The organism is Vibrio panuliri (assembly GCF_009938205.1).
Classification (GTDB): Bacteria; Pseudomonadota; Gammaproteobacteria; order Enterobacterales; family Vibrionaceae; genus Vibrio; species Vibrio panuliri.
In genome coordinates, this window is sequence record NZ_AP019654.1 from 440,265 (window position 1) to 459,533 (window position 19,269).

At 46.1% G+C, this 19,269-nt stretch carries 15 protein-coding genes; 6 read left to right on the top strand and 9 right to left on the bottom strand.

Features of this window, described 5'->3' with window-relative positions; all coding sequences use genetic code 11:
• Positions 1-7: 7 nt before the first annotated feature.
• From pyrB to GZK95_RS02160, 3 genes are all read right to left on the bottom strand, one after another.
• Positions 8-937, bottom strand: coding sequence for an aspartate carbamoyltransferase (gene pyrB / locus GZK95_RS02150; RefSeq protein WP_075713927.1), 930 nt, complete (start codon positions 935-937; stop codon positions 8-10).
• A gap of 259 nt (positions 938-1,196) precedes the next feature.
• Positions 1,197-2,201, bottom strand: a complete 1,005-nt coding sequence (locus GZK95_RS02155; RefSeq protein WP_075713925.1) for an ornithine carbamoyltransferase — start codon at positions 2,199-2,201, stop codon at positions 1,197-1,199.
• A 137-nt stretch (positions 2,202-2,338) separates the two neighbouring features.
• Entirely contained in the window at positions 2,339-3,715 is a 1,377-nt protein-coding gene (locus GZK95_RS02160) for a PhoH family protein (RefSeq protein WP_151148872.1), read from the bottom strand.
• Positions 3,716-4,365: 650 nt separating this feature from the next.
• On the opposite strand from GZK95_RS02160, the gene rapA reads away from it, so the two are divergent.
• The 3 genes from rapA (at position 4,366) to GZK95_RS02175 (ending at position 9,102) form a co-directional block, all read left to right on the top strand.
• Positions 4,366-7,272 (top strand): RNA polymerase-associated protein RapA, encoded by a 2,907-nt coding sequence (rapA, locus tag GZK95_RS02165; RefSeq protein WP_075716293.1) that lies wholly within the window; start codon positions 4,366-4,368, stop codon positions 7,270-7,272.
• A 58-nt stretch (positions 7,273-7,330) separates the two neighbouring features.
• Complete coding sequence (gene rluA / locus GZK95_RS02170; protein ID WP_075709821.1) at positions 7,331-8,068, top strand: bifunctional tRNA pseudouridine(32) synthase/23S rRNA pseudouridine(746) synthase RluA; 738 nt, start codon at positions 7,331-7,333, stop codon at positions 8,066-8,068.
• Positions 8,069-8,139: 71 nt separating this feature from the next.
• Positions 8,140-9,102: a D-2-hydroxyacid dehydrogenase gene (locus GZK95_RS02175; protein ID WP_075716292.1), complete on the top strand. Its 963-nt coding sequence runs from the start codon at positions 8,140-8,142 to the stop codon at positions 9,100-9,102.
• Positions 9,103-9,171: 69 nt separating this feature from the next.
• Here GZK95_RS02175 and GZK95_RS02180 read toward each other — a convergent pair whose 3' ends face one another.
• The 3 genes from GZK95_RS02180 to pepA form a co-directional block, all read right to left on the bottom strand.
• The gene (locus GZK95_RS02180) at positions 9,172-12,027 is read right to left on the bottom strand and encodes a valine--tRNA ligase (RefSeq protein WP_075716291.1); all 2,856 of its coding nucleotides are present in this window, start codon (positions 12,025-12,027) and stop codon (positions 9,172-9,174) included.
• A gap of 207 nt (positions 12,028-12,234) precedes the next feature.
• Positions 12,235-12,684: a DNA polymerase III subunit chi gene (locus tag GZK95_RS02185; RefSeq protein ID WP_075716290.1), complete on the bottom strand. Its 450-nt coding sequence runs from the start codon at positions 12,682-12,684 to the stop codon at positions 12,235-12,237.
• Positions 12,685-12,776: 92 nt separating this feature from the next.
• Positions 12,777-14,285, bottom strand: a complete 1,509-nt coding sequence (gene pepA / locus GZK95_RS02190) for a leucyl aminopeptidase (protein WP_075716289.1) — start codon at positions 14,283-14,285, stop codon at positions 12,777-12,779.
• A gap of 193 nt (positions 14,286-14,478) precedes the next feature.
• On the opposite strand from pepA, the gene lptF reads away from it, so the two are divergent.
• Together lptF and lptG are read left to right on the top strand one after the other, a co-directional pair.
• Positions 14,479-15,582, top strand: coding sequence for an LPS export ABC transporter permease LptF (gene lptF / locus GZK95_RS02195; protein WP_075709826.1), 1,104 nt, complete (start codon positions 14,479-14,481; stop codon positions 15,580-15,582).
• A 3-nt stretch (positions 15,583-15,585) separates the two neighbouring features.
• Positions 15,586-16,656: an LPS export ABC transporter permease LptG gene (lptG, locus tag GZK95_RS02200; RefSeq protein WP_075709827.1), complete on the top strand. Its 1,071-nt coding sequence runs from the start codon at positions 15,586-15,588 to the stop codon at positions 16,654-16,656.
• A gap of 55 nt (positions 16,657-16,711) precedes the next feature.
• Here the strand turns inward: lptG and GZK95_RS02205 are convergent, their stop codons facing one another.
• Together GZK95_RS02205 and nadC are read right to left on the bottom strand one after the other, a co-directional pair.
• Positions 16,712-16,834 (bottom strand): lipoprotein, encoded by a 123-nt coding sequence (locus tag GZK95_RS02205; protein ID WP_161987191.1) that lies wholly within the window; start codon positions 16,832-16,834, stop codon positions 16,712-16,714.
• Positions 16,835-16,948: 114 nt separating this feature from the next.
• Entirely contained in the window at positions 16,949-17,836 is an 888-nt protein-coding gene (gene nadC, locus GZK95_RS02210; RefSeq protein ID WP_075709828.1) for a carboxylating nicotinate-nucleotide diphosphorylase, read from the bottom strand.
• A 134-nt stretch (positions 17,837-17,970) separates the two neighbouring features.
• On the opposite strand from nadC, the gene ampD reads away from it, so the two are divergent.
• Entirely contained in the window at positions 17,971-18,513 is a 543-nt protein-coding gene (gene ampD, locus GZK95_RS02215; RefSeq protein ID WP_075716288.1) for a 1,6-anhydro-N-acetylmuramyl-L-alanine amidase AmpD, read from the top strand.
• A 232-nt stretch (positions 18,514-18,745) separates the two neighbouring features.
• Here the strand turns inward: ampD and fldB are convergent, their stop codons facing one another.
• Entirely contained in the window at positions 18,746-19,267 is a 522-nt protein-coding gene (gene fldB / locus GZK95_RS02220) for a flavodoxin FldB (protein WP_075716295.1), read from the bottom strand.
• Between the last annotated feature and the right edge of the window lie 2 nt (positions 19,268-19,269).

Here is a 19,269-nt window from a genome sequence, read left to right on the forward strand (position 1 = left end):
CCCTCGATTACAGTGATTGATTTAAAACTAAAGCTAACAAGGCTTGACGGGCATATACGCCATTTTCAGCTTGTTGGAAGTAGTAAGCATGGGGGGTTTTATCGACATCTGTCGTGATCTCATCAACACGTGGTAGTGGATGTAGCACTTTAAGATTACTGCGAGCTTCTTCCAGCATTGACGCGGTCAAAATATAGGCAGATTTAATGTGGGCATACTCTGACTCATCAAAACGTTCTTTTTGCACGCGTGTCATGTAGAGAATATCCAGTTCTGGAATCACGCTTTCCATATCGGTATGCAAGCTGTATTCAATGCTGGCTTCGTCTAACTCTTCGCAAATATAGTCAGGCATTGCGAGCGCTTCCGGTGCGACAAAGAAGAAACGAACATTGTTGAACTTCGCAAGGGCTTGAGTCAGTGAATGGACGGTACGCCCATACTTTAAGTCACCGACAAAGGCGATATTGATATTGTCTAAGCGACCTTGTGTCTCCGAGATGGTGTATAGGTCTAGTAGAGTTTGTGTCGGGTGCTGGTTGGCCCCATCGCCAGCGTTGATAACGGGTACGCCATTAGAAAACTCAGAAGCTAAGCGCGCGGCTCCCTCGCGCGGGTGGCGCATCACAAACGCATCGACATAGGTAGAAATAACCTGAATAGAGTCTGCTAGGGTTTCGCCTTTGTTCGCCAGCGAGGTATTTCCAGCATTATCAAAACCAATCACATCGCCACCAATGCGTTGAATGGCAGTCTCGAATGAAAGACGAGTACGTGTGGATGGTTCAAAGAAACAGCTTGCTACCACCTTATTTTTTATCAGATTTGGATTGGGTTCAGCTTTAAGCTGGCCGGCGGTTTGAACTATTAACTCGAGCTCTGTACGTGATAGCTCTGGAATCGAAATGATGTGCTTGTTGTAAAGCGTGTTGGTCATAATCGTCATCCCTATCTGACTAGAAAAACTAAAATTTAGGCAATAAAAAAGCCCCCCAATAGGGAGGCTTTAAAAACTGATGGAAAGTGTAAAATAAGCAGCCAGTAAGCTTGCTAGCTCACCGTAAGTAAAGCGCATTGTAGAACACGAATTACGTGGCATTTTTTACAACCTCCAGACAAATTGTCGTGCATTATACGCAGAAGATTGTCGAGCGCAAGCGATTACTTAGCGCTTTTAGAGTGAACAACGTTGCTTTTTAGTTGCCTAGTGTCGCAACCATGACGGCTTTAATCGTATGCATACGGTTTTCCGCTTCATCAAACACAATCGAGTACGGCGATTCAAACACCTCTTCGGTCACCTCTAAGCCTTGTATGCCATATTTTTCTGCGACTTCTTTGCCCACGCTTGTTTCATCATTGTGGAAAGCGGGTAGACAGTGCATAAATTTGACCTGTGGGTTACCCGTTTTGGCGATTACGTCCATATTCACTTGATAAGGTGTCATCAGCGCGACACGCTCATCCCATGCCTCTGGAGCTTCGCCCATCGATACCCACACATCGGTGTATAAAAAGTCGCAGCCTTGCACGCCTTCATCAACACTTTCAGTCAGCGTTATTTTGGCCCCTGTCTGTTTGGCGATAGATTGACAAGTTGTGACCAATTCTTGCTCTGGCCAAAACTGCTGTGGCGCGACGAGGCGAATATCCATCCCCATTTTGGCTGCCCCAACCATCAATGAGTTCCCCATGTTATTGCGCGCGTCACCAAGGTAAGCAAAGCTAATCTCAGACAACTGCTTGCCTTGTCCGTGTTCAAGCATCGTCAGAAAATCAGCCAAAATTTGTGTGGGATGAAACTCATCCGTCAAACCATTCCACACTGGTACACCAGCATGTTCAGCTAACTCTTCGACAATTGGCTGGCCAAACCCACGATATTCGATGCCGTCGTACATACGTCCTAAAACACGTGCGGTGTCTTTCATCGATTCTTTATGGCCAATTTGCGACCCTGAGGGGCCGATATAAGAGACTTGTGCACCTTGATCGAATGCGGCGACTTCAAACGCACAGCGAGTTCGGGTGGAGGCTTTCTCAAAGATCAGTGCGATGTTTTTTCCCTGCAATTTAGGTTGTTCTGTACCTGAGTACTTAGCCATTTTTAGATCGGCAGAAAGATCGAGTAAAAACTGGATCTCTTTTGGTGTGAAGTCGAGTAATTTAACAAAATTACGGTTGCGAAGATTGAACGCCATACTCTAATCCTTGAGTGTGATAAACCATAAAGGTAGTAAAACATAAAAATGGCCTTTTTGTGAATAATTATTTTTAAATAAATGGTGAATTTAATATATAAATTCACCATTGTTAGTTAATTAGTCACCGTTGGGCGTTAGAGATTCTCTTCGGCATATTCTGCAAGGCGGCTGCGAACCACACCATTGAGATGAATGTTGGCACTACCTTCGAAGTTCTTAAAGCGCTCTACCATATACGTTAAACCTGAGGTGACAGGGGTTAAATAGTGAGAGTCTATTTGTGCCAAGTTGCCTGAACAGACGATCTTCGTTCCTTCGCCACATCGAGTAATGATGGTTTTGATTTGTGAAGCCGTTAGGTTTTGACATTCATCCAATAGCACGAAGGCATTCTGAATAGAGCGACCACGCATAAAATTAATCGATTTGAACTGAATGTTGGCTTTGTCACAGATGTATTTTAGGGATCCTTCCGTACAGTGATCATTTTTATGCAGTGCTTCGAGAGTGTCGGTAACCGCCGCTAGCCATGGCAGCATTTTTTCTTCTTCACTGCCGGGTAAAAAACCGATCGATTCGCCAATATCGGGTGTGTTTCGGGTGACGATGATTTTATCAAACATGTTTTTTTCAATGTTTTGCTCCAACGCCGCTGCCAGTGCGAGTAGTGTTTTTCCGCTACCAGCCGCTCCGGTGAGGATCACTAAGTCAATGTCTGGATCAAGCAGGGCATCAAGCGCCATCGCCTGATAGATATTTTTGGGCGTAATATCCCATGCCCGACGATGCATTAGGCGCTCTCGACTGAGATCTTGCAATGTAATCGAGTCAGCATCGACCTGAGCGACTCGCCCGACAAAGTCACTGTCGTCATCAATCACGTATTGATTAAGGTAGGTGGGCTCAAAAGGTTCTCGAGCCAGAGTGTGATAGGTGCGTCCGGCCAGGTTTTTACTTTCAACTTGATCGACATTCGACCAAAAATCCCCTTCAATTTGTTGAAAACCTTTGGTGAGGTACTGCACATCGTCAATTAATTGGTCACTACGATAATCTTCAACAAACCGCACGCCAGCACCTTTCGCGCGTAGACGCATATTGATATCTTTGGTGACTAAAATGACTTCTCGAGGAGCGCGTTTGTTTTGTAAATACAGCGTTGCGTTAAGAATACGGTTGTCACCCGCTTTATCGGCAAACGCTTTGATGGTCTCTTGCAGTTCAAAATCGGCGAGTATCGCGATGTGACCTGTACTTCCCTTGTCGCGACTGATTGGGATACCTTCCGATATCTCATCCGGAGTGGCATCTTTAAATAGGGCTTCTAATGCACGTATCGCAACTCGAGCATCGCGAGCGACATCGCGCTTACTATCTTTAATTCGGTCCAGCTCTTCTAACACTGTCATGGGGATAACCACATCGTGTTCTTGAAAGGAAAAAATGGCGAAAGGTTCGTGAAGTAGAATATTGGTATCGAGAACGAAGAGTTTTCTGTCCGTATCACCCATAAGCGTCTCCTGCCGCTAAGCGGCGCAGTGCTCACTGTTGTGAGGCTGACTAACTGCTTGCTAGCTTAATTGGGACTCAACGCTCTGTTGTCTGACCGAGCGGGAGAGCCAACTAGCAAACCCGTATTGATCGTCTTTTTATACGCATGAGTGGCGCAAAGAGTAAAAATCCATTTCACCCATGCGTTAATAAAAGTATATACCTGATTTTGTTAAAGTTGCATTTGTTAACCTTATTCTCGCTGACTGTAAGTGGGGGCGTTGGTCTGATTTTTCGGCGCAAATAGGCTTTTACTGTGTAACTTTGGTTAATCCAATCAGTGTTTTTAGTTGTGCCACTGCTTTCTTACACTTTGATGTCAGGAGCAAATAGGTTGAAAATTTGTTTGGAAATGCGCGCTAGGCACGTGACCAATGTCACAGCTTCGAGTACTATTAGCGACCTTTTTCCGCGCCAAAGCTGACCGTTAAATTTCCCCGTCAGCCGCCTTTGAAATGGCGTGAGAGCAGCTAAAATATACCCAAGTAACGTTGATATAACTCTATTGCGTCATTGTTATCCTGAGAAAGGAACTGGTGATGAGGCTTTGTACTTTTGTCATTCTGTTGCTTGTATATAAAAACGATTTATTAAATGAGGTAGTCGATTCATGACATTTGCTTTGGGCCAACGCTGGATTAGCGATACGGAAAGTGATCTAGGTTTAGGAACCGTGGTGGCATTGGATGCTCGTACAGTAACATTAATGTTTGCTGCATCAGAAGAGAACCGTGTATATGCCCGTAGCGATGCGCCCGTAACTCGAGTGATATTCAATGTTGGTGATGTCGTTGAAAGCCAGCAGGGTTGGTCGCTAAAAGTGGAGCAAGTGGTTGAAGAGCAAGGACTACTTTCATACGTTGGTCAACGTGAAGATAACGAAGAGGAAACGGTTCTGCGTGAAATCATGCTGAGCAACCAAATTCGTTTCAATAAGCCACAAGACAAGTTGTTTGCGGGGCAAATTGATCGCATGGACAACTTTGTCTTACGTTACCGAGCACTAAAAAACCAATATGAGCAACATAAGAGCCCAATGCGTGGTCTTTGCGGCATGCGTGCAGGTTTGATCCCTCATCAGCTTTATATTGCTCATGAAGTTGGTCGCCGTCACGCACCTCGCGTATTGCTAGCTGATGAAGTGGGTCTAGGTAAGACTATCGAAGCGGGTATGATTATCCATCAACAAGTGTTGGCGGGTCGTGCTGAGCGCATCCTTATTGTCGTACCTGAAACGCTCCAGCACCAATGGCTGGTGGAGATGATGCGTCGCTTCAACCTGCACTTCTCTATTTTTGATGAAGAACGCTGTATCGAAGCATTTGCTGAGTCAGATAACCCATTTGATACTCAGCAATATGTGTTGTGCTCACTCGATTTCTTACGTAAAAGCCGCAAGCGTTATGACCAAGCACTCGAAGGTGAATGGGATCTGCTGGTTGTCGATGAAGCGCACCACCTTGAGTGGAGCCAAGATAAACCGAGCCGCGAATACCAAGTAGTGGAAGGTTTAGCAGAGCGCACTCCGGGTGTTCTACTGCTAACCGCTACTCCAGAGCAATTGGGTCGTGAGAGTCACTTTGCCCGTCTGCGTCTGCTCGATTCAGACCGTTTCTACGATTACCAAGCATTTGTCAAAGAAGAAGAGCAATACGCACCTGTTGCCGACTCGGTAAGCATGCTGTTCTCTGGTCAGGCACTGCCTGATGAAGCGAAAAACCAAATTACTGAGTTGCTATCAGAACAAGACGTTGAGCCGTTGTTCCGCATTATTGAAAGCAACAGTGATGAGGCAGAAAAAGCTGCCGCGCGCCAAGAGCTGATTGACAATCTAATGGATCGCCATGGTACTGGTCGTGTGTTGTTCCGTAACACGCGTGCTGCGATCAAAGGTTTCCCAACCCGCAATGTTCATCTACTGCCAATGGCGATTCCTCAGCAATACACGACGTCAATGCGTGTTGCTGGCATGATCGGTGGCAAGATGAGTCCAGAAGCTCGTGCATTGAAAAATCTTTACCCAGAAGAGATCTTCCAAGAGTTTGAAGGAGAAGACTCAAGCTGGTGGCAGTTTGACTCGCGTGTTAACTGGCTATTAGAAAAAATCAAAGATAAGCGCAGTGACAAAATCTTGGTGATTGCATCGCGTGCCAGCACAGCACTGCAATTGGAGCAAGCACTGCGTGAGCGTGAAGGTATCCGTGCGACCGTATTCCATGAAGGAATGTCGATTCTTGAGCGTGATAAAGCGGCGGCTTACTTTGCTCAAGAAGAAGGCGGTGCACAGGTATTGATCTGTAGTGAAATCGGCTCTGAAGGTCGTAACTTCCAGTTTGCGAACCAACTTGTGATGTTCGATTTGCCATTTAACCCAGATTTACTTGAACAACGTATTGGTCGTTTGGATCGTATTGGCCAAAGTCGTGATATCGACGTGCATGTGCCGTACCTAGAAGGTACATCTCAGGCGATTTTGGCTCGTTGGTTCGATGAAGGTTTGAATGCGTTTGCAGAAACCTGCCCAACTGGACGCGCGGTATACGACCGCTTCTCTGACCGTTTGATTGAAATTTTGGCGTCGGGTACTAGCGAAGGTTTAGATGAGGTGATTGAAGAATCCGCTCAAATGAACAAAGAGCTCAAAGCGCAACTTGAACAAGGACGTGACCGTCTGCTTGAGATGCACTCAAATGGTGGTGAGCGAGCACAAGAGATTGTTGAGAAAATTTCAGCGACGGATGGTGATACCAACCTAGTGACGTTCGCGCTTAGTCTGTTTGATACCATCGGTTTGGATCAAGATGACAAAGGTGAAAACGCACTGGTTGTAACTCCTTCTGGTCACATGATGGTGCCTAGCTATCCAGGTTTGCCATACGAAGGTGCGACGATCACTTTTGACCGTGACACTGCGTTATCGCGCGAAGATATGCACTTTATTAGCTGGGAACACCCAATGATCCAAGGTGGCATTGACTTGTTGATGAGTGAAGGTGTGGGCACTGCTGCAGTATCGCTATTGAAAAACAAAGCGCTACCAGTCGGTACTATGTTGCTTGAGTTGGTTTACAAGGTTGATGCACAAGCACCGAAACGCAGTGGAATCAGCCGTTTTCTACCACAAACACCAATTCGCATGATGTTAGATGGTAAAGGTAACGATCTTTCTGAACAGGTGGAATTTGAAAGCTTTAACCGTCAGCTAAGCCCTGTTGGTCGTCATATTGCGGCTAAGTTGGTAACGTCTGTGCAAGCGCAAGTCCATCAACTTATTGGTGCGGGCGATAAGTTGGTTGAAAGCAAAGTTGAAGCGATTCGAGTTCAAGCTCAGCAAGAGATGCAAGTGAGCCTGAACGGTGAGCTAGAGCGTCTTCAAGCGTTGAAAGCGGTCAACCCAAACATCCGTGACGAAGAGATTGAAGCGATTGATGCACAAATCAAAGAGCTAACGGGTTACATAAGCAAAGCGCAGTTCCAACTAGACTCACTGCGTATGATCGTGGTTTCTCACCAATAATCTCAGCTATACCGAGCGATAGGTACAAGTCTATCGCTCGTCTCTTGGAGTAAGTAACATGGCAATGCTGGAATACAACCCGCCTCGCGAACCTTGGGTTGAAATCGTCTATGAAGATGAGCATATCCTAGCGATCAATAAACCATCAGGGTTACTGTCAGTGCCGGGCCGTTTACCTGAGCACCATGACAGTGCTTGGAGCCGCGTACAAGAAACGCATCCTGATGCTCAGATCGTTCATCGCCTTGATATGGACACGTCAGGTCTAATGGTTCTAGCAAAGCACAAGCGTGCCGAGAGTGCGCTGAAAAAGCAGTTTCAATACCGTTTAACGCACAAGGTTTACTATGCTCGAGTATGGGGACATGTTGAACAAAGCGAAGGTGTGCTAGAGTTTCCACTGATTTGTGATTGGGAAAACAGGCCGAGACAGAAAGTGTGTTATGAGACAGGGAAACCGTCAAAAACGCTTTTTCAAGTAGCGAAATACGAAGAGAAAACGACTATCGTAAGATTATTGCCTGTCACTGGTCGCTCTCATCAACTTCGTGTCCATATGCAGGCGTTAGGACACCCCATAGTCGGTGATGAGTTCTACTCAGAGGGGGAAGCATTTAGCTGTTCTGACCGATTGGCCCTGCATGCTGCTGAGCTCAGCTTTTATCATCCACGTAGTCATTGGCTTCGAAGCATCTTTGTTCCATGTGACTTTTATCCGGAAGCAGAAGAGATGCTGTTTAACTATTTCGACCCTGTGCGAAAATTACCGGACTACAAAACGCTGCCAAGACCATAGTGACGTGAGAAATGCAACGCCAATTACTTTCACGTAGGTTGGATTATGGGCAGTGAACTAAGGAGAAATTTATGTCACTGCCTACTGTTGTCTTTCTTGATCGTTCGACCATTCCTTCTCATATAGAATTTCCCCATTTACCCTTTGATCACCAATGGGTGGAGTACGATAGCACCGAGCAACACCAAGTGGTTGAACGCTTGAGTAACGCGCAAATCGTTATTACCAACAAAGTCGTGCTGGAACGGAGCACCCTCTCTCTACTGCCTAATTTAGAGTTAATCGCGGTTTCAGCGACAGGCTATAACAACGTAGATATCGATTACTGCCGTGAGGCTGGAATTGCTGTGGCAAATGTACGCGGCTACGCTACTCAATCAGTACCTGAGCATGTTATCGGGTTGATGTTTGCGTTAAGACGCAACTTGATTGGCTACCATAGAGATATTGCTGCTGGAGAATGGCAGCGTAAACAGCAGTTTTGTTTTTTCACTCATCCTATTGGCGACATCGTCGGTTCAACGCTTGGTGTGATTGGCAGTGGTGAACTCGGACAGGCGACAGCCACTTTAGCTAAAGCGTTAGGGATGAATGTGATTTTTGCCGAACGCAAAGGAGTGAGTCGTTGTCGAGAGGGGTATTTACCTTTTGAGCGGGTGCTGATGCTATCGGATGTCGTCACCTTACATTGCCCGCTTACTGAAGAGACCTGTGATCTGATTGGAGCCAACGAGTTGGCTAAGATGAAACCGAACGCATTGGTGATTAATACCGGACGGGGTGGCTTAGTCAATGAGCAGGCATTAGTTGATGCGTTGAAAGCGCGACAGATTGGTGGTGCAGGTGTGGATGTCTTTAGCCAAGAGCCTGCCGACGAGAGCAATCCGTTACTAGCCAATAGTCACTTGCCTAACTTATTATTCACGCCTCATATTGCTTGGGGAAGCGATTCGGCAATTGAAAAATTAACCCATATTTTGATGGATAATATTCGCGCTTATATGGATGGTGAGCAGCAAAATCGAGTGGTGTGATATTTTCTGTATCTGAGATAAAAAAAGACCGGTCATCAGACCGGTCTTTCTGTTGTGCGTTCGCTTAAACTACAGTGCAGCAATAGTCGCTTTTTGCTCTTCAAGTTTCGCTAGTGTCTCTTGGTAGCCAACTAGCTTTTCACGCTCTTGCGCAACAACCGCTTCAGGTGCTTTAGCAACGAAACCTTGGTTGCCTAGTTTACCTTCTAGACGTTTGATCTCGCCGTGCGTCTTCTTGATTTCGCCATCAAGACGAGCAAGCTCTGCATCTTTGTCGATCAGACCCGCCATTGGGATCATTAGCTCAGACTTAGCTACTAGTGCAGTTGCACACGCTGGTGTTTCTTCACCTGCTGCTAGCACGCGTACCGATTCTAGTTTCGCTAGAGACATCAGTACTTGCTTGTTCGCTTCAAGGCGCGCAGCATCTTTCTCGTCAGCTTTCAGCATCACTTCCAGAGGTTTACCTGGGTTGATGTCGTATTCTGCTCGTAGGTTACGGATGCTTGTGATGAACGCTTTTACCCACTCGATATCGTCTAGCGCTTCTTGGTTGAAGTTCGCTTCGTCGTATTGAGGTAGTGCTTGTAGCATGATGGTCTCGCCTTCAACACCTTCTACTAGTGGCTTGATGCTTTGCCAGATAGTTTCGGTGATGTAAGGGATCACTGGGTGAGCTAGACGTAGCGTCTTCTCAAGTACCGTGATTAGCGTGCGACGAGTACCACGTTGTTGTGCTTCAGTGCCTTTCCATAGAACCGGTTTAGTTAGCTCTAGGTACCAGTCACAGAATTGGTTCCAGATGAACTCATATAGCGTGTTTGCAGCCATATCTAGACGGAAGTTGTCGATATGGTTGTTGAACGATTTCGCTGCTAGTTCAAACTGAGACTCGATCCATTTGTCCGCTAGTGAGTATTCAATCTCACCACCGTTGAAGCCACAATCTTGCTCTTCTGTGTTCATCATTACGTAACGGCTTGCGTTCCATAGTTTGTTACAGAAGTTGCGGTAACCTTCAAGACGCTTCATATCCCAGTTGATATCACGACCCGTTGATGCCATCGCAGCAAGTGTAAAGCGCAGCGCGTCTGTACCGTAGGCTTCGATACCGTTTTCAAATGTCTTACGCGTGTTCTTCTCGATCTTCGCTGCTAGTTGAGGCTGCATCATGTTGCCACAGCGTTTTTCAACTAGAGACTCAAGGTCGATACCATCGATCATATCGATTGGGTCAAGCACGTTACCTTTTGACTTAGACATCTTGTCGCCGTTTTCGTCACGGATAAGACCAGTAACGTAAACCGTTTTGAATGGTACTTGTGGTTTGCCGTTTTCGTCTTTAACGAAGTGCATGGTCATCATGATCATGCGCGCAACCCAGAAGAAGATGATGTCAAAGCCAGTTACTAGCACGTCTGAAGGGTGGAATACTTTCAGATCATCAGTTTGCTCTGGCCAGCCTTGTGTACCAAATGTCCAAAGTGCAGAAGAGAACCATGTATCCAGTACATCTTCGTCTTGGTGTAGTTCGATAACTGACTCTAGGTTATTGTTTTGACGAACTTCGTCTTCACTGCGACCTACGTAAACATTGCCTTGGTTGTCGTACCATGCCGGGATGCGGTGACCCCACCATAGCTGACGAGAGATACACCAGTCTTGAACGTCACGCATCCAAGAGAAGTACATGTTTTCGTATTGCTTAGGTACGAATTGGATATCGCCGTTTTCAACCGCTTCAACGGCTGTTTTCGCTAGCGGTGCAGTACGTACGTACCATTGGTCTGTTAGCATTGGTTCAATAACCACGCCGCCACGGTCGCCGTAAGGGACTTGTAGGTCGTGATCTTTCACTTCTTCAAGTAGACCTAGCTCATCAAATTCAGCCACGATTGCTTTACGCGCAGCAAAACGCTCCATACCGTGGTATTTCGCAGGTAGTTCAGTACCGTAAACATCAGACGCTTCGCCGTTAGTATTGAATACTTCAGCTGCATCACGGATGTTGGCATCGAAAGTCAGAATGTTGATCATTGGTAGCTGGTGGCGTTTACCCACTTCGTAGTCGTTGAAGTCGTGCGCAGGTGTGATTTTCACACAGCCAGTACCTTTTTCCATATCTGCGTGCTCATCGCCCACGATAAGGATGCGACGATCAACCAGAGGAAGAATAATTTCTTTACCAATTAGATCTTTGTAGCGAGGGTCTTCAGGGTTAACTGCAACACCAGTATCGCCAAGCATGGTTTCAGGACGCGTGGTTGCAACCACGATGTAGTCTTTGCCATCAGCTGTTTTCACGCCGTCTGCTAGCGGGTAGCGGAAGTGCCACATGTGGCCTTTAGTATCTTTGTTCTCGACTTCAAGATCAGAGATAGCGGTGTGCAGTTTAGGGTCCCAGTTAACTAGACGCTTACCACGGTAGATAAGGTCGTCTTGGTAAAGGCGTACGAATACTTCTTGCACGGCATTTGATAGACCGTCATCCATCGTAAAGCGCTCACGATCCCAGTCTACTGATGCACCAAGACGGCGCAACTGCTTAGTGATAGTACCGCCAGATTCGCCTTTCCATTCCCAGATTTTGTCGATGAAAGCTTCACGACCGTAATCGTGTTTGGTTTTGCCTTCTTCAGCTGCGATCTTACGCTCAACAACCATCTGAGTGGCGATACCAGCGTGGTCAGTACCCACTTGCCAAAGGGTGTTTTTACCCTTCATACGCTCACAACGGATAAGAGTATCCATGATCGTGTCTTGGAACGCGTGGCCCATATGTAGGCTACCAGTGACGTTCGGTGGCGGGATCATGATGCTGTAAGCTTCTTTAGTCGTGTCACCGTGTGGCTTGAAGTAGCCTTGCTCTTCCCAAGTCTGATACAGAGCTTGTTCGATTGAAGTTGGGTTGTATGTTTTTTCCATAGCGCTCTTTCTCCTCATCATATTTGGGCTGATAGCGGCGTTAACTGCATTCATAAAGCTCAATCACATACTTATGTATGCTCATGAGTTTACTCACTGGTTGCCTTGCTCTAAGCCCAACTATTTCGAGGACTGGTTCTGGTTAATCATGGTCAATTCTTATAAGTGAACTCTCTGGAAGGAGAGCTTAACTATAAGGATTGACCGTTACGGATGTTCGATCTCGATCGTTTGTAGCTGGTAGCCAGCTTGACGGTAGATTTTATACCTTTCGCGTGCGAGCTGTTTAGCTTTTTCTTCGCAAGGAACGAAGTCTACCACCTCTGCAAACTTGTTCGCAAAGGTTGTCTCATTTTCCGCCAAATTAATTACCAATTGACGGTTCCATGAGGGTTTAACCCCTTGATGACCGATTTCGATATTGGTGGCGTAGCGTGGTCCTTCACCAACAAGATTATGCGCGACAAACTTATCTGCATCGACTTGCCAAAATAGCTCTGCCATGGCTTCTGCATGATGTTTATCATTGCAGTTTAGATAAACTTTAGCGCCTTGGCGGGCAAAGTGTTGGCTGAGAAATACCGCATATGCGGCAAACCCCGCCGAGACTGCTTGCGGGCTTTCTGGTTTTACAATGTAGAAAGTGGCTGTTTGCATCACGCTCTCTCTTGCCAAAGTATCGAGACTCACCTTGTTTGGTCAGTCTATTAAAAAAGGGCCTTGCGGCCCTTTTTCTAATTTTACAGAAATTATTCTTCTGTCTCTTGGCCGCTGCGGTTCAACAGGAATTGGACAAGCATTGAGACCGGACGACCCGTCGAGCCTTTTGCTGCGCCAGACTTCCAAGCTGTACCTGCGATATCAATGTGTGCCCAGTTATATTTCTTAGCAAACTTAGATAGGAAGCAGCCCGCAGTGATGGTACCTGCTGGTCGACCACCGATGTTTGCCATATCAGCAAACGGGCTCTTTAGCTGTTCGTGGTATTCGTCAGCCATTGGTAGACGCCACGCACGGTCACTGGCTTGCTCTGAAGCATTGACTAGCTCGTGAGATAGTGGGTTGTGGTTTGATAGAACACCACTGATGTGATGACCTAGAGCAATCACACATGCGCCAGTGAGTGTTGCAACATCAATCACGCAATCTGGTTCAAAACGTTCAACGTAGGTGAGTGCATCACAAAGCACCAAACGACCTTCTGCGTCGGTGTTAAGCACTTCAACGGTTTGACCTGACATCGTCGTTAGAATATCACCTGGGCGATAAGCATTACTGCCTGGCATGTTTTCACAACCGGCGAGTACACCGATAACGTTCAATGGTAGATTCAGTTTCGCCAGTGCTTTCATGGTGCCGAATACGGAAGCCGCACCACACATGTCGTACTTCATCTCGTCCATGCCTTCACTTGGCTTAATTGAGATACCGCCAGAGTCGAAGGTTAGGCCTTTACCAACAAGAACAATCGGTTTTGCTTCTGGATCTGGATTACCTTTGTACTCGATGATTGACATCATCGACTCGTTCTTAGAACCACGGCCAACGGCTAGGTATGAAGTCATACCCAGTTTTTCCATCTCTTGCTCACCAATGATTTTTGATGTGATTGACTCATAATCATCGGCAAGGCGACGGGCTTGAGAGGCAAGGTAAGCAGGGTTAGCAACGTTTGGTGGCATGTTACCAAGATCTTTGGATGCTTTTACGCCTGAAGCAACAGCAAGACCGTGTGCAATCGCACGTTCACCAAGGTTAAGCTCACGACGAGTTGGTACGTTGAACACTAGCTTGCGAAGTGGGCGACGAGTTTCCGGTTTAACGGTTTTGAACTGATCAAATGTGTACAAACCATCTTTAGTCGCTTCAACCGCTTGACGCACTTTCCAGTAAGTATCGCGTCCTTTTACGTGTAGTTCTGTTAAGAAGCAAACCGCTTCCATTGAACCAGTTTCGTTTAGCGTGTTGATTGTTTTTTGAATGATTTCTTTATATTGACGTTCACCAAGCTCGCGCTCTTTACCACAGCCAACCAGCAATACACGCTCTGAAAGCACACCTGGTACTTGATGCAATAGCAACATTTGACCTGGTTTACCTTCTAAATCACCGCGGCGAAGCAGTGAGCTGATATAGCCATCGCTGATTTTATCTAGTTGTTCGGCAACTGGAGAAAGGCGACGTGGCTCGAATACGCCCACGACGATACAAGCGCTGCGTTGTTTCTCAGGGCTACCACTTTTTACACTGAACTCCATGCGTACTCCTACATCCTGAAGACAAATAGAACTAAATGTTAGATAATGCCTGCTTACTTGTTGATTCCTTAAACGGAACTACCTTTAAATTAAGCAAGCTAACACTCAGTTAGAAATTTTTAAAAATAAAGGGTTCAACGGGAAATTATAGTGATTCAATTAAAAAAACAAGTTTTGTATAGGTAATTTCAGCGTGATTATTGTTAGATATTTGATCCGCGAGACACTCAAAAGCCAATTTGCGATATTCTTTATCCTCTTTCTGGTGTTTTTGAGCCAAAAACTGATTCGTGTTTTGGCCGAGGCCTCTGATGGTGAAATTCCAGCTGGATTAGTGATGCACTACGTTGGCTTGAGTATGCCATCGATGGGCTTGCTAATGCTGCCTTTGAGTCTGTTCTTGGGGATCTTGCTTACCTTTGGGCGTCTGTATGCGGAAAGTGAAATTACCGTAATGAACGCGACGGGTATTGGTAATAAGTTTCTTATTCGTGCCGCGCTCTATTTGGCGGTGATCACTGGTGTAGCTGCGGGATTTAACGCTTTTGTGTTGTCACCGTATAGCCAAGAGAAGATCATTCAGCTTGAAGAAAAGATGCAAGCTGAAAACAGTGTTGATCTACTAAAAAAAGGTCACTTTCAAGGCACACCAGATGGTTCATCGATTGTCTTTATTGATGACATTGATGACGACAAGTTAGAGGGAGTATTTGTTGCTCAAATGCGCCCAAGAGACTCTATTTTGCCAAGTGTCGCTTTTGCTCAGTCAGGTGAAGTTAAAGAGTTGAGTGATGGGCGCCAAGTCATTCGAATGTTTGATGGTACTCGCTATGAAGGCGTACCAACACGCATTGATTATATGGTGACTCAGTTTGAACAGTACCAAGGCGTTATCGGGCAAAGTGAAGTAAAACGCAAAGGTCGCGATTGGGAAGCGATTCCTACCATGGATCTGTTTAAAAACCCGGATCCCAAAGCGCAAGCCGAATTGCAGTGGCGTATTTCACTGGTGGTTTGTATTCCATTGCTGACAATGTTAGTTGTGCCACTTTCTGCGGTGAACCCTCGCCAAGGACGCTTTGCGAAAATGGGACCTGCAATCTTGATTTATTTGGCTTATTTCCTTGCAATTAGTGCGACGAAATCAGCGTTAGAAGATGGCGCGATTCCGTCCTTTATCGGGATGTGGCCAATCAACTTTGCTTTGTTAGTGACCGCCGTGGCGATCAACTTAATGGATAGTATTCCAGTGCGACGCTTTAAAGATAAACTGAGACAAAAAAAGAAGGCAGCCTAAGTCGTGTTTAAGATTTTAGACCTTTACATCGGTAGAACGATTATTGCGACCTCCTCATTGGTACTGGCTACCTTTGTCGGGCTTTCTGCCATCATCAAGTATGTAGAACAGTTGCGTAAAGTTGGCGAAGGTACCTATGACCTATTGCAAGCGCTGTTGTTCGTATTGCTCAGTATTCCACGCGATATCGAGATGTTTTTCCCGATGGCAGCGTTGCTTGGCGCGTTGATTGGTTTGGGAATGTTAGCATCCAGTTCAGAGCTCGTGGTGATGCAAGCGGCAGGCTTTTCTAAGTTGGATATCGGTCTATCTGTGTTGAAAACCGCAGTACCTCTGATGATCATTGTGACCTTGCTTGGTCAGTGGGGGGCTCCTCAGGCGCAAAAAATGGCCCGTGACCTTCGTGCATTTGCCACTTCAAACGGCGCGATTATGTCAGTGAGGACGGGTGTCTGGGCACGTGATGCCAATGATTTTATCTTTATTGGTAAGATTGAAGACGACAAACTATACGGCCTAAATATGTGGCGCTTTGATGAGCAAAAGAAGCTAACCAAAGTATTTTTTGCTAAAGAGGTTGAATACTCGGCTGATAACCAGTGGGTAATGAAAGATGTTGAAGTATCGAATATGGATAACGATGTACAACTTTCTAAAACTCAGTTGCCTGAGTATCGTTGGACTACATCATTGGAGCCGGACAAGCTGGCCGTCGTGACGGTTAAACCTGAAGAGTTATCCTTAAGTGGTCTGTATGATTACGTGGATTATTTGAAAGCCTCTGAGCAGGATGCTTCTCGTTATGAGCTAGCTTTCTGGCGTAAAGTGACGCAGCCATTTTCGATTGCTGTGATGATGTTGATGGCGTTGTCATTTATCTTTGGTCCATTGCGAAGTGTGACCATGGGCGCGCGGATTTTATCTGGCGTGGTGGCTGGATTTACGTTCTATATCTCTAGTGAGTTTTTCGGGCCATTAAGTTTGGTATACAACATTCCACCGGCTTTTGGCGCGATAATGCCAAGTATTGTGTTCCTTTCCATCGCGGTGATGTTACTCAGACGGAAGCTCTAAAATAAGCAACGCCCTCTTATCGAGGGCGTTTTACTATCTAGAGTACGCGATCTGTTTAGTCAAAATCGCCGTGCACTTTACGGTTGAGATCGTCAGCGACAGATTTCACACCTTCATCAAAGGTCGCGCAGCCAGATAGAGCGAGAAACGCTAAAATTACCGCGAGGTATTTTTTCATTATCAGATCCTTGGCAAAGCAGTGTAATGATAGAGCATAAACTAATATCGACTTGTTTTTAAGATATTAAAAAGGCTACTCCCAAGAGTAGCCTGAGCGAACGTAGAACCTGCTCTACTTAAAGCGCATGGAAAGATCCATGGCTTTCAGGTGCTTCGTTAACGCACCCACTGAGATGTAATCAACCCCAGTTTCTGCATATTCACGAATCGTTTCAAGGGTGACATTCCCAGAGTTTTCTAGTGCCGCACGACCAGCGTTAATAGCCACCGCCTCACGCATCATATCCGTGGTAAAGTTATCCAGCATAATGATGTCAGCTCCCGCCTCAATTGCTTCACGCAGCTCATCTAGGCTTTCTGTTTCAACTTCAACCGGTTTGCCAGGGTTTAATTCTTGAGCGGTTTTGATTGCTTGAGAGATGCCGCCACAAGCAATGATATGGTTCTCTTTAATCAGGTAAGCATCAAATACACCGATACGGTGATTGTAACCACCACCACAAGCCACGGCATACTTTAATGCACTACGTAGGCCGGGAATGGTTTTGCGTGTGTCGAGCAGGCGACACTCGGTTCCCTCAAGTTGTTTGGCATACTCAGCAGTGATAGTGGCACAGCCAGATAGCGTCTGGATAAAGTTCATGGCATTGCGCTCACCGGTTAATAACGCACGAGCAGGGCCAGAAAGCGTGCACAGTACTTGGTTTGGCTCAACTTTATCGCCATCTTGAACATGCCATTCAATCGTTACTTCACCGCCAAGCTGCTTAAACACTTCATCAGCCCAAGCTTGACCACAGAAGACACCGTGTTCGCGGGTGATGATGGTCGCTACATTGTGCGCCTCTGCAGGAATTAGACTTGCGGTAATGTCGGTTGCAGCATCCAGTGTGCCACCTAAATCTTCTCTTAGCGTTTCACTGACTGCTCGAGTAATTTCTAAAGGCAGTTGTTGCTTCAAATATTCAAGACGCTCTTGGCTGTTGTGTGTGTTTTTCATCGCAAATCTAATACGCAGTTGAACAGAGGAGGGCATGATACGCTGACTGCGTGTGAAATTCAGCCATTAATCTCGCATTTTAATGGCAAAAAGTTAAAATTAACCCCTGTTTATGGATGGTGAGAAAGCACTCAATGATAGATTCTCAAGGTTGGTACAAACAAGCCCGTCATGTCCCGTCGCCTTTTTTTGATCAGCGCAGCGACAAGCAAGATATCTCGCTATTGGTGATTCATAATATCAGCTTGCCACCCGGTCAGTTTGGCGGTCCATACATTGAGCAGTTTTTTCTTGGCAATCTTGACCCTGAAGAGCATCCATTTTTCCGCGTGATCCACACGATGGGGGTGTCAGCGCACTGTTTGATCCGCCGTGATGGTGAAATAGTGCAATTTGTCTCGTTTCTTGACCGTGCTTGGCATGCGGGTGCCTCCAGTTTTGCTGGGCGTGAGCGCTGCAATGATTATTCGATTGGGATTGAAATGGAAGGCAGTGACTATGTCGCCTATACCGATGAGCAATATCAAGCACTCACCACACTGACACAGAGCTTAATGATGCGCTATCCACAGATTACGATTCCACGCATTACTGGACACCAATATATTGCGCCGCTGCGTAAGACTGATCCGGGGTTGGTATTTGATTGGACAAGATATAGAGATGCGCTGCGCTAAGAATTGAGAATTGAGAATTGAGAATTGAGAATTGAGAATTGAGAATTGAGAATTGAGAATTGAGAATTGAGAAGTGAGAAGTGAGAAGTGAGAAGTGAGAAGTGAGAAGTGAGAGGGGAAGAGTTTGGATGCGAGAGGTTGAGATTTTATGTCGCGAGTTTCCTCGCGACTCTCGAAGCTTGGGTTAAAAACGCAAGCGTTCCCGACTCTCGCAGTGAAGCGTTTTTAAATCTTATAAAGATTCGTGATATTCGGTGAGCACTTGCTCAATCCAAGTAGCAATACGCTCGTCGCTGAGATCGTATTGTGAATCTTCATCAAGCGCTAAGCCAACAAACATGCTGCCATCTTCCGTTAACGCTTTAGAAGCTTCGAACTGATACTGTTCATCGTTCGGCCAGTAACCAATCACCGTTGCGCCCGCGAGTTTGACTTGCTCATGCAGAAGGCCCATTGCATCAAGGTACCACTCTCCATAGCCTTCTTGATCGCCTAAACCAAACAGTGCCACGGTTTTTCCTTGTAGTGACACCGTGCCAATAGTCTCCCAAATCGCTTGCCAATCTTCTTGGATTTCGCCGAAATCCCATGTTGAGATCCCGAGTAATAACAGATCGTAGTCTGCCATTGTTTCTAATGGTGTTTCTTTTACATTGTGAATGTCGACCAACTCTTCACCAATGATGGCGCGCATCTTCTCTGCTGCCATTTCGGTGTAGCAAGTGGTTGAACCATAAAATAGACCGATTTTCATCA